The 12,001-nt window shown below is 37.8% G+C and carries 9 protein-coding genes; 5 read left to right on the forward strand and 4 right to left on the reverse strand.

All coding sequences use genetic code 11. The annotated features are described in order from the left end of the window. Positions 1-137: 137 nt before the first annotated feature. On the reverse strand, positions 138-1,958 hold the full coding sequence (locus HC728_RS09340) for an Hsp70 family protein (RefSeq protein WP_017019852.1): 1,821 nt from the start codon (positions 1,956-1,958) through the stop codon (positions 138-140). Then, positions 1,958-2,590 (reverse strand): DUF2760 domain-containing protein, encoded by a 633-nt coding sequence (locus HC728_RS09345; protein ID WP_063663309.1) that lies wholly within the window; start codon positions 2,588-2,590, stop codon positions 1,958-1,960. The genes HC728_RS09340 and HC728_RS09345 overlap by 1 nt, the downstream gene beginning before the upstream one ends. 246 nt (positions 2,591-2,836) lie before the next feature. On the opposite strand from HC728_RS09345, the gene HC728_RS09350 reads away from it, so the two are divergent. Both HC728_RS09350 and HC728_RS09355 read left to right on the forward strand, forming a co-directional pair. Then, positions 2,837-4,354 carry a sensor domain-containing diguanylate cyclase gene (locus tag HC728_RS09350; protein WP_065598048.1) on the forward strand — a complete coding sequence of 506 codons (1,518 nt, stop codon included), beginning with the start codon at positions 2,837-2,839 and terminating at the stop codon, positions 4,352-4,354. A gap of 90 nt (positions 4,355-4,444) precedes the next feature. Then, positions 4,445-4,975: a 3'-5' exonuclease gene (locus HC728_RS09355; RefSeq protein WP_005419687.1), complete on the forward strand. Its 531-nt coding sequence runs from the start codon at positions 4,445-4,447 to the stop codon at positions 4,973-4,975. 371 nt (positions 4,976-5,346) lie between these two features. Here HC728_RS09355 and HC728_RS09360 read toward each other — a convergent pair whose 3' ends face one another. Beyond that, positions 5,347-6,717: an L-cystine transporter gene (locus HC728_RS09360; RefSeq protein ID WP_012532962.1), complete on the reverse strand. Its 1,371-nt coding sequence runs from the start codon at positions 6,715-6,717 to the stop codon at positions 5,347-5,349. A 244-nt stretch (positions 6,718-6,961) separates the two neighbouring features. On the opposite strand from HC728_RS09360, the gene HC728_RS09365 reads away from it, so the two are divergent. Continuing rightward, on the forward strand, positions 6,962-7,603 hold the full coding sequence (locus HC728_RS09365; protein WP_012533406.1) for a thiopurine S-methyltransferase: 642 nt from the start codon (positions 6,962-6,964) through the stop codon (positions 7,601-7,603). Between the two features lie 193 nt (positions 7,604-7,796). Beyond that, a complete protein-coding gene (locus tag HC728_RS09370) occupies positions 7,797-9,701 on the forward strand; it encodes a bifunctional UDP-sugar hydrolase/5'-nucleotidase (RefSeq protein ID WP_065604404.1) in 1,905 nt (634 codons plus the stop codon). Between the two features lie 62 nt (positions 9,702-9,763). On the opposite strand, the gene HC728_RS09375 is transcribed toward HC728_RS09370, so the two are convergent. Next, a complete protein-coding gene (locus tag HC728_RS09375; RefSeq protein ID WP_017019857.1) occupies positions 9,764-10,114 on the reverse strand; it encodes a DUF2750 domain-containing protein in 351 nt (116 codons plus the stop codon). Between the two features lie 221 nt (positions 10,115-10,335). On the opposite strand from HC728_RS09375, the gene HC728_RS09380 reads away from it, so the two are divergent. Beyond that, positions 10,336-12,001 (forward strand): retention module-containing protein (locus HC728_RS09380; RefSeq protein ID WP_190395344.1); only part of this gene is annotated, 1,666 nt, incomplete at its 3' end.

Raw genomic sequence — 12,001 nt, forward strand, 5'->3', positions numbered from 1 at the left:
TAATGATCATCTAATTAGTTACATTGGTATAAGAAGGCAACAGCAAAAAATACAAAGGATATATAGTAAAAGAGTTCAGCCTCCATAACGGTGACTGAACTCTTAAGATGCGCAACTAGCGAAGAATAATATCCAAATTACGCTTCACGAACATCAAACTCAACGTGCCATTTCTCACCGCTATCAGCAGCAATGGCTTCAAGATAAAGAGTACCAAGTTCTGTCACTTTAGACGCTAAACGAACAGGCACCACTTCACCTGCTGTGCGGCCTTCAGTTACAGGTAACGTCACTTGAATTGCAGGTAACTCTTCTAGCTCTTCTGGCATCCAGAAATCCAAGTGTGTACCAGCTTGGTCGTCACGACGAGTCGTTGAACCATAGAACTTAAATTGTACAGGTTGGCCAATCACTAAACCAAATTGTTGACTAGGTACATCGGCGTGCGAGCCTTCTTCCATACCAAATGGCGCAACACATAAAGCTTCCATTGGTGGTTCCATTCCAGGAATTGCAGGCATAGAGCTTTCGATACCAACATAGTAGCTTGATGCAATGCCACCGCGGATACGAACACCTTTACCGGTACGAACAGAGCCGTAGTAAGAAGCACCAGCCGCAACAGCTAAATCAAGATCCAGACCTTCAAGAAGTTTTGCATCTTCCGCTTCGCCATCGATTAACCACTGATTAATAATACCAAGTAGACGTTCTGCAAGTAGGTTTGATTTTAGAACACCACCATTTAAAAGTATGGCTGTTGGTTTAATAAAATCAGATTCGTTTTGTTGACCAAATACTTCATCAGTTGCTGCTTGTTGACGAGTCAAGAAGCTAGCAAGGTGACGAGTTACCGCTGCATCTTGTGCGTAAGGTAGACCCATTTGTGTCAATGCACCACGAGCAGATTGAACAGGGTGCTCAGTTACAGGAACCACTGGGAAGAAGCCTTCAACTAATGTTTGTTGAACTTCTTCTTGAGTTAATTCAGTTTGTAGCGTGCCACCTAACAATTTAGAACCACGGCTAGGAACCACAATTGGCACTGCGCGTAATTCAGCATCATTAAGAAGGGCTTCTTTAGCATCACGACAAGCGTGAGTCATCACTTGAATTTGCCAAGGTTGCAGCTGCTTACCTTCTTGCGCTAGCTTCATTTTTAAGCGATAAGCTAGGGCTAAATCCATGTTGTCACCACCAAGGAGGATATGATCACCTACCGCAACACGGTTTAGGCTTAAATTACCTTCTTCTTCAGTAACAGCAACTAATGATAAATCCGTTGTACCACCACCGATATCGACAACTAAAATCACATCGCCAACCGATACTTGGTCACGCCATGAATCATCGTTATTTTTGATCCAGCTGTATACCGCTGCTTGTGGTTCTTCTAAAAGCGTTAAGTTACGGAAACCAAGATTATTTGCAGCTTCTGCTGTTAAATCACGCGCAGCAGGGTCAAATGATGCAGGTACTGTAATTGTAATGTCTTGTTCATTTAGAGGGTGCTCTGGGTTTTGGTGATCCCAAGCGTTTTGTAAATGCTCTAAATAACGCTTTGTTACTTCAAGAGGTGACGCTTTGATCACTTCTTCAGGGCTGTTTAGTGGTAAGAAGGCTTCACGACGGTTTACGCCACCGTGACATAACCAACTTTTCGCACTCGCAATTAAACGAATTGGCGTTTTGCTTCCAAGGTTACGAGCTATGCTACCAACAATTGCGTTTGGCTTGGTTGTCCAAGGAAGACTTGTATCACCTTCTAATAGTTCAGCTTCATGTGCTTGATACATGAAAGAAGGCAGCTGCGATTTTTCTTCAACTTGACCTGGGGCGGTTAGTTGTGGGATTGGCATTACTTGAACGCTTGCGTCTTCATCATGTAAATCCACATAAGAAAGAACACAGTGAGTTGTACCTAAATCGATACCAATGCTGTATTTAGCTTGTTCCATTACAGTTCAACCTCTGCTGGAGCAACGATTGTTGCGTCATAACCTTCAGCCAGCTTTGGTAGCTTCACTTCCGCAACTTTCCAACCACGGTGAATTAATGTCCCATTAAATGGAGCTTCACCAACTACATTACCTGTTAGACGAATTTCCGATGGGTTAAAACCAGCAGGAATAGATAAACGAGACTCTTCTTCCTCAGTACGAACTGGAGTAAGAGTAAAGTAGTCAGATAATACTTTTTGGCCACCTTCATGAATAACACGAGCTGCAGCACCAACTTCTGCATCTGCGAAGCCTTTTAGGTCTTCTTGCATAAAGTCGATAAAACGTGCTTCTTTTTGTAATAAAGCCAATAGTTGTAAAGCAGATTCAGGCGTTGATGCTTTTACTTTTGGCTCAACTTCGATGATTTTCTCAATGATCTTTTCAACTTCAACGACTTTTTCGATTTCGACGATTTTTTCTACAGGTTTCTCAATTTCGACGATTTTTTCGACTTCAACCGTTTTTTCGATCTCTACTGCTTTACCTTTCTTCGTTATGTACAATAATGCAAATAGAGCAGATGTACCGAACAGGACAATGTGTCCTAAATCAAAGGTAGAAGGAATAGCATTCAAGTCAAAATTCATAATTCATTCTCTATATTCTAGGGTGCTTAGCACCAAACGTTTCTAACTAAATTGTGGCTAATAGTAGCATATTCAAGGGATAAGAGATAAAAAGAAGGGCAATCAAAGCGACTAATATATGCTGAATGATGTAATTTTGAACAGAATGAATCAAATCTGAGTAATAAAAATTAAATATAGGCTTTTGGTTTCGAAAATTTCAAAATTTTATTAGAATTAAAGGGTTATCAACCGTTGGAGAGCAGAGTGTTTAAGAGTAATTACTTTTATGTAATGACCAGTTTTTTGTTAGCTCTATCTCTAGGTCTATTAAGTATGAGGTTCGTTTATCTATCTGATTTGGATAATAATCAAAAGAACTTCTATAAAGAAGCAGATAGACAGTCAGCGCTGCTTTCGATGTTAATAGAGAAAGATATTGATTTTATAGGTGCAGGGGCAAATTTCTATCAAGTAGGCAGTAAAAAGGATTGGTCTCAGTTTCCTTTGTTTGCGGATTCATTATTGCATCGTTCTAATAGTCTTATTTCACTTCAATGGATGGAGAAAGTGGAAGAAAAAGATATTAATGAGCATTTTAAACAAATACATAAAAATTATCCCTTAGCTCAATTATATACCGTCCCAAAAGATCAACCTAAAACCTATGGCTATGTGATGAAAAATCATGAGCCCATTTATATCGCAACCGATATTTACCCAAGAGATGAGAAAAACACACCTTTAATTGGATTTTATTCATCAAGAGAGCGTTTTAATCTCGTCGTTGAAGAGTTTTTAACAACGGGTCGTCCGAGTGTCTCAGATAAAATTCGCTTACTGCAAGATAGTCTTGATCAGAGTGCTCAAAAAACAGGCATGCTAGTTTATCATCCCGTATTTACTTCAGATAAAACATCGTTAAAAGGGGTAATGGTTGGAGTGGTTAGGATCACTGGTTACTTTGATCGCTTGGTTAATTCTACCTCATTAGGTGCGGGATTGGTTGTACGTATTATTGATACGGGATTTGATGCAGGTGATGATCCTATCATGTACCAAAGCAGTACATGGAATAATTTTAAAGGAGTCGATTATACAACTAGTGTAAAAATCGAAAATCGCCTTTGGAAAATTGAATATAAAGTAGATAATAAATTAAGCGATTATCAAAGACTCACGTTGATCTGGTTATTTTTTGGTATTTTAACGATTTCAATGCTGATTGCGGCACTAACTTCTGTTGTCACTCGAGATAAACAACGGATTGAAAATCTGCTCGAAATTAGAACCAAAGAATTACGTTATATGGCAATGCATGATGATCTTACTGGCTTATTAAATCGTCGTGCTATACGTGATGTGATTAGTCGCTATATTGAAACAAAAAAATCCTTTGCTTTGTTGTGTTTTGATATTGATAAATTTAAACAAATCAATGACACATATGGTCATCCTGAAGGGGATGCAGTTTTGCGACATATTGGTCACTTAATGTCTGAAACATTGGGAAATAATGCCTACGTATCACGCCTTGGAGGTGATGAGTTTTCTATTGTGATGAAGCTGAATAGTATCGATGAACTAACGTTAATTTCAGAACAAATTCATGATCTTGTTGCCACATCTCCAACGGTACTTAATGATTTCGATATCGCTCAAACTATCAGTCTTGGTGCTGTACTTTGGAAAGGTGAGAGTCTTGAAGGTTTATTGAAGGCTGCCGACCAAGCGTTATATCAAAGTAAAGCGATGGGGCGTAACCAAGTTACCATTCGAGGCTGAATTTTCAGCAATCAAATCTCATAGTGTCGCGCTTAGCGCTGAGTTTAGGTAGAATAGCACTTCGCCTTTTATTGTGTACCAAGGATCTTCATGAACTTTAATCGTATCGTCTGTTTTGATTTAGAAATGTGCTGTTGGAATGAAAATGGCAAAGGTAGAACAGGGGAGATCATTGAGGTTGGTTTAGCTGAGATTGATCTTACAAAAGGTGAAGTGGTTAAGCGTGCACAATATTATGTAAAACCAGAGAAAGATGAAATCTCTCTATTTTGTGTCGATCTCACAGGCATCTCTCCACGTAAAATTGAAAAACAAGGTCGTCCATTAGCTGATGTATTGAAGTCAATGGTTAAAAACTTTGGTGGGACAAATAAAATTTATGCTGCATGGGGACATGACGAGCAAATCCTTGAAGCGGAATGTAAAGCTAAAGGAATTGAAGTTCCATTTAATGAGTTTTTGAATCTTGCTACTATTTATCGAATTCGTTCTCGTAAGAAAAATGAACGAATGGGACAACGTAGAGCAATGGAAGAATTGAATATCGAATGGGAAGGTCGTCAACATTCAGGGTATGTTGATGCGTATAATTTGGCCCAGTTAGCATTGAAAATATTGTAAAAGCTGGAAAATAAAAAAGGAGCCGATGAGCTCCTTTTTTGTATTTGTTAATACTAAATTCGTATTATTTGTTATCGCGTTTGTATAACTCAGTGAATGAACGCTGATAAGCATTTGCGATTTTTGTCATGATATTTTTAGCCATAGCGCCACCTTTTAATCTGATAAATAAACGAGATATTTCGTCTTTGTATGGCGCGCATTATAGATATTAATTTAATAATTTCTAGCTAGTAAAATTGTGTTTTCAGATTAGTTTTTCTAATGTAACAATTCGTTATTTGAAGAGTGAATCCTAGTTGGATACTTATAAAAATTAGCAATAAAAAAGGAAGCCAATTTAGCTTCCTTTTTGGTTTTGATATGTTTGGTTAAGCTTGTGCGCTTTCTACCTGTTCATCGGTACTTTTCTGCCCTAATACTCGACTTGTAATAGTACCTGCTGTCATTGCTCCGCTTACATTTAGTGCGGTACGAGCCATATCAATTAATGGTTCGATAGAAATAAGCAGTGCAGCGATAGTTACGGGTAAGCCCATCGCAGGTAATACGATTAACGCTGCGAATGTTGCTCCGCCACCAACACCAGCAATACCAAATGAACTTACTGTGATAATTGCAACTAGAGATAAAATGAAATGTCCATCAATCGGGATCCCAACAGTAGGTGCAACCATTACCGCCAACATTGCAGGGTAGATACCAGCACAGCCATTTTGACCAATTGTCGCCCCAAAGGTCGCTGATAAATTGGCAATTGCTGGTGGTACTCGTAGTTTTGTAATTTGTGCTTCAACATTTAATGGAATCGTTGCTGCTGAGCTACGAGAGCTGAATGCGAATGTCAGTACAGGCCAAATCTTTTTAAAGTAATCGATAGGGCTAACACCAACCAGTGATACTAATAAACCGTGTACAACGAACATTAATAAAATGGCGATATATGAAGCAACGATAAAACCAAGTAGATTTAAAATGTCGGCCGCATTCGATGTGGCAACCACTTTAGTTAATAGCGCTAAAATACCGTAAGGAGTTAGAGCCATAATCATTTTAACTAATCGCATCACGATTGATTGTGCAACGTCAACAAAAGTATTAATAGGAGCCGCTAGCTCTTCCTTTTCTTGGCTCACTTTACGAGCAGCAATACCAGATAGAATGGCAAAAATAACAACTGCAATGATAGATGTTGAGCGAGTTCCAGTTAAATCAGCAAATGGATTGGTTGGGATAAAGCTAACTAGCATTTGAGGAATACTTAAATCACTCACGCTACCAATACGAGACTCAAGTACAGCAACACGAGCTGTTTCACGAGCACCTTCTGTTAACCCCTCAGCGGTTAAGCCGAAAGTATGAGTAACAGTGATACCAATAAGAGCGGCTATCATAGTAGTAACAAGTAAAACACTAATAGTTACGCCACTGATTTTTCCTAGTGAACCTGATTTATCCAGTTTAACCACTGCGGCAAACATAGAAACAAGCACTAGAGGCATTATTACCATTTTAAGTAGACCAACGTAACCACTGCCTACAATATTGACCCAATCAAGTGTTGTGTTAATTACGTCGCTGCCTCCACCGTATACTAGGTGAAGCCCTAAGCCATATAAACTACCAGCAACAAGACCAATCAAAACTAATCTCGATAATGTATATTCTTTACGTTGCTGTGTATTGAGAAAAAAGATGAGGCCGATAAATACGGCTAAATTGATGATAACGGCTAATGACATACTGCATTCCTGTTCATAAATGCGCCCATTTTTAAGGGGTAAGACGCAAAGCACTTTGATTTAGTAAGGATAATAACGATTCGTAGGTTAGTAGGGTAATTAATAAAAGTTATTCTATATAACCAAATGGAATAACAGATTTGTATTAAGTTATAGATACAGCCGTTATCGTTTAACACCTAGAACAAAAGTATGTGATGCGGTACCATTTCAGTATAAAAATAAGCTAAATAAAGGAAAGTAAATGGAACATGAATTTTGGCAAAAAAAATGGGCAAGTAATGTCATCGGTTTCCACCTGCCTGATACTAATCCAATTTTAACTCAATACTGGTCAGCTTTAGAACCAAAAAGAAATGAAACTGTTTTTGTTCCATTGTGTGGTAAATCGATGGATCTTGATTGGTTAGCAGAACGCCATCATTCCGTAACAGGGGTAGAACTGAGCCAGATAGCTGTTCGTGCTTTCTTTGCTGAACGTTTATATACACCGACAGTGACACAATTAAGTAGTACGCTAGAACTTTATGAATTTGATGAATTTACTATTTATTCAGGTGATTACTTTGTCGCACCTATTGAAGCCGCTGATTTAATTTATGATCGCGCCGCATTGGTTGCACTACCAAAAGAGATGCGTGAAGAATACACTCAAGTGTTACGTAGTCGATTAAAAGAAGGTGGGCGTATATTATTAGTGACACTAGATTACGATCAAAATGAAATGGCTGGGCCTCCGTTCTCTGTACCTGAAGAAGAAGTACGAGCGCTGTTTTCGGGAATGAAAATTACACGATTACAACGAGATGAAGCTGATGCGGAGCACCCTAAAATTAAAAAAGGGCTATCTCGTTTTGCTGAAGAAGTGTGGTTAATTGAAAATTAATCAATAAAAAGTGAAGTAATTTTGTATGAAGGCTATCAAGTTTGTTTGATAGCCTTTTTTGTTGTTAATGAGTTATGCATCATAAATTTGTAATTTGCTTTTTCTTGTTACATTTTAAATGTGATCGATATTTCTTTATGAGGGGGAATAACGATTTAAGATCGAGTTTCCCTACATAAAAATAAAGATAATAATGAAAAAACATATATTAACTTCAGCAATTTTACTTTCATTAAGTGGTTATGCAGCAGCGGCAGATGGCGATATTGTTGATGTCACGATCCTAGGTACATCAGATATTCATGGTCATTTTATGCCTTGGGATTATGCGAGCGATAAGCTCAATATGAAAGGCAGTTTGAGCCAAATAGCTACTAAAGTGAAAACGATTCGTGATGAACAAGAAAATGTAATATTGGTAGATGCCGGTGATACGATTCAAGGCAATTTTGTTGAAACTTTTAAGGATGAGCCTATAGATCCCATGATGCTCGGCTTTAATGAAATGAAATATGATATTTGGGTTTTAGGTAATCATGAGTTTGATTTTGGCTTGAATATACTTAATCGTTCATTGACACAATTTAAAGGTACATCATTAGGTGGGAATATAAAGCGAAAAGATGGTAATCCATTCTTACCTGCTTATAAAATTATTGAGAAAAATGGAATTAAAATTGGTGTGATTGGTATGGATACACCAATGACACAAGTATTTGCTGAAGGTACAAATCGCCTTGACGGTATGACTTTTACCAATCCATCTCTTGAAGTGAAAAAAGTCATTAAAGAAATAGACGATAAAGTAGATGCGATTGTATTAGTTGCTCATATGGGACTCGATAATGAAAACAATATAGAAGCGACTGGGGTTACTGATATCGCGAATGCCAATCCAGAGATAGATGCTATCGTTGCAGGTCATATGCACACTCGTATTGATAAAGCGACGGTAAATGGTGTGATTATTACCGAGCCAGATAAATATGGACGAGCGCTTTCTCGGATTGATTTACAGTTTGAAGAGAAGAATGGACAGTTCACTCTAGTTAATAAAGACAGCTTTACATACAAGATAAAAGGCGTTGAATCAGACGAAAAGATGGAAGAATTGTATGCTCCATATCATAAACGTCTGCGTGAAAATGCAAACCGGGTCGTCGCAGAATTACTAGGTGTTGATCTTGTTCCTGAAAATGAAATTAAAGGTATTCCACAAGTTCATATTCAGGATACAGGGATCAGTGCTCTGTTCCAAGAAGCCAGTATGCATTATGCACCATTAGCAAATGTGATTGCCTTACAAATTGATAATGATATGGCTGAATTAAATGTTGGAGAAATTAAAGCTAAAGATATTGCTTATAACTATCAGTATGCTGGTGGTGAAATTACTGTTTATGAAATGACAGGTAAAGAGCTGAAAAAATATATGGAGTGGTCAGCGGGTTACTTCAATAGCGTAAAAGAAGGGGATGTTACATACAGTTTTAATCTTGAACGTCGCTCATCAAAATATTCAACCAACGATTTCTTTGCTGGTGTGACTTATGCAATAGATTTAACCAAGCCTGCAGGTGAACGTATTACCGATCTTAAATTTGCCGATGGTAGAGATATTACGAATAAAACGCCAATTCGTATCGGAATGAACAGCTATCGAATGGGGCATTTAACCAAAGATGGCGGTGTGCTTGAAGGTAGACATTTCCCAGTATTGTTTGATACCGAAGAAGAGTTTGGAGAAGAATATGGAACAATTCGGAATTTAACCATTCGCTACTTAGACGAGGTAAAAAAAGGTAAATACGAAGGTAAGCCAATGAGTCGCTGGACATTGATCGGTCTTGAAGGTTATGAGAAAGAGCGAGAAACAGTAAAGACGTTAATTAATAGTGGCAAAATAGACGTACCAAAAAGCAAAGATGGTCGATATACCAATGTTGAATCTATTAATGTAAAAGATAAGATATTTTCAACGGAAGCTGAATTAACGACTTATTTAAGTAAACTTGAACAATCTTTAGATAAGGGGACAACTGAGGCTGAAAAAGCACGAATCCATCGTGATATGGTAATTGCAAAGGCACTGAATTAAACAACAAAAAAGGTGGCTTAGATTGGCCACCTTTAATTTTTATCATAAAGATAAAATAAATCTTATAAGTAAAGCTTAGCTAAATCGCTTGCTTCTACTTCTTGACCTTCTAGTTGTTGGTTCCAGTTTGTACCAACTAAAACACCATCTTCAGAAAGAGTGATTAACCAATCTTCAACAAAAATATCTAGTGGGATTTCTGTTACTTCAAAGTCAGCCCATTCTTCAACGTTGTGAAAAGCAGCATCTTCTTTATTAGACCAGAATGGCATTACTTCAGAGTTTTCAAACTCTGTTGACTCTACTGAAATCCAACCGTCTTCATTATAAAGACTCCACACTAATTGTGTTTCTTTTGTCTCTGAAATGAAAAGCTCTAGGTTTGCTTGAATATCTGACGTTAATTTGCTCATGACAATGTCTCTTTTAGGATAAACATAACGGATAATAAAGGAATATGAGAATATTGATACTTAAATTTATATGATTTTATGTTATAAAACTATCAGTTAATATTTTTATAACAACAAATTAACTATTGGTTTTTGGGGGGATAATCATTTTTGTCCTATGATTAAAAAGACTAAGTAAAAATTAATTTGTTGATGCTGTTAAATGGATTTTAGGTGGTTACATGAAAGAGACACTAATACCTTCAAAAGTAGAAGTCAAAAATATAGAAGGTGATGCTTACACACTCAATAAGTCAGGTGTACCAACAAAAGTAAATGTTGGTCAGTCTATTAATGCAGATGACGTTTTATTTACTGGTTATGATGCAAAAGTAGTTGTTCAGATTCATGGAAAGTTAGTAACTATCGATAAAAACTGTATAAGTTGCCTTGACGAGACAAAACTAGATGAGCCATTACAAGTAAAAAATATTGAAGGGGATATAGAACTAGATCCTACTCAATCTATTGATGAGAACGATATTGCAGCCATTCAAGATGCTATTTTAGCTGGAGAAGATCCCACGGAAATTCTTGAGGCCACGGCCGCTGGTGAGAGTGGTAGTTCTGCAAACAGTGGTTTTGTTACTATTAATTACGCATATACAGCATCAATAGCTACAACAAATTTCACGACTTCCAATGCTTTCTCTTATGATAATCAAGATGATATTGATAATTTAAGCGGCGGTAATGGCAGTAATCCTCCTGCAGACCCGATTATTACTGCAAATAATACAGGTCTAACAAAAGAAGATGAAATTACTAATGCTGATGGGCAACTGGCCGTTACGAACCCTCAAAGTAATCTTTCGTATACTTGGTCTATTAATGGTAATGCAACCAGTGAATATGGAACATTATCTCTAAATGCGGTGACTGGTGAGTGGGAATATATTCTTAATAATAGCGCTCTTTCAGTTCAATCTTTAGCTAATGGTCAGATTATTACTGATGTATTTGAAGTCTCTGTTTCTGCTGGCGGTAATTTAACGTCAACGCAAGAAGTTACCGTAACTATTATTGGTACTAACGATGATCCAGTTATCTCAGGGATTGTTGTCGGTGATTTAACTGAAGGGGATGTAGGTGATCCTGATCCAACGGTCAGTGATACATTAACAGTAGTAGATGTTGATGCAACAGATACTCATACTTGGACAATTTTAGATGGTGGTAATGCTACTTACGGTGTGCTCACTATCAATAATGGGGTTTGGGAATATACGCTAGATAACTCTCGTGATGCTACGCAAGCTCTTGGTCAAGGTGATGTTGTAACTGAAACGTTTACGATTGAAGTTGATGACGGGAACGGTGGAACGGATCAACAAGAAATTGTTATCACGATTAACGGTACTAATGATGAACCGGTAATTAGTGGCACTAACTCTGGGCGTGTCGTCGAGGATTTAATTGATTCAGCTGAAGGTCAATTGATCGCTGTTGATGCTGATGCGGGTGATTCGGTTACATGGTCTGTAACGGATCCAAGCCTAGGTATGTTTGGCTCATTAACTATTGATGCATCAGGAAAGTGGGTTTATAGCATCGATAATAACTTGTCTGCTACTCAAGCATTATCTAATGGCGAAACTCAAACCGAAACCTTTGAGATTATTGCTGATGATGGCAATGGCGGCACAGTGACACATACGGTAACTGTCGAAGTTACCGGCACCAATGATCTTCCAGAGATCACAGATACCTCTGTGACCACAGGTGCAGTTGAACACCGAACAACAGAAAGCGCAACGGGCGATTTAATTCTTGAAGATGTTGATGCTCTTGATACTCACACATGGACAGTTGAAGCCAATAGTAATGATGATTTAGGTACTTTCAGCG

The sequence above is a fragment of the Aliivibrio sp. S10_S31 genome (assembly GCF_014694495.1).
Taxonomy (GTDB): domain Bacteria; phylum Pseudomonadota; class Gammaproteobacteria; order Enterobacterales; family Vibrionaceae; genus Aliivibrio; species Aliivibrio fischeri.

Excerpts from the sequence above, each read along its gene's own strand:
- HC728_RS09340 (WP_017019852.1), bottom strand. The coding sequence starts at position 1,958 with ATGGAACAAGCTAAATACAGCATTGGTATCGATTTAGGTACAACTCAC.
- HC728_RS09345 (WP_063663309.1), bottom strand. The coding sequence starts at position 2,590 with ATGAATTTTGACTTGAATGCTATTCCTTCTACCTTTGATTTAGGACAC.
- HC728_RS09355 (WP_005419687.1), top strand. The coding sequence starts at position 4,445 with ATGAACTTTAATCGTATCGTCTGTTTTGATTTAGAAATGTGCTGTTGG.
- HC728_RS09360 (WP_012532962.1), bottom strand. The coding sequence starts at position 6,717 with ATGTCATTAGCCGTTATCATCAATTTAGCCGTATTTATCGGCCTCATC.
- HC728_RS09365 (WP_012533406.1), top strand. The coding sequence starts at position 6,962 with ATGGAACATGAATTTTGGCAAAAAAAATGGGCAAGTAATGTCATCGGT.
- HC728_RS09370 (WP_065604404.1), top strand. The coding sequence starts at position 7,797 with ATGAAAAAACATATATTAACTTCAGCAATTTTACTTTCATTAAGTGGT.
- HC728_RS09375 (WP_017019857.1), bottom strand. The coding sequence starts at position 10,114 with ATGAGCAAATTAACGTCAGATATTCAAGCAAACCTAGAGCTTTTCATT.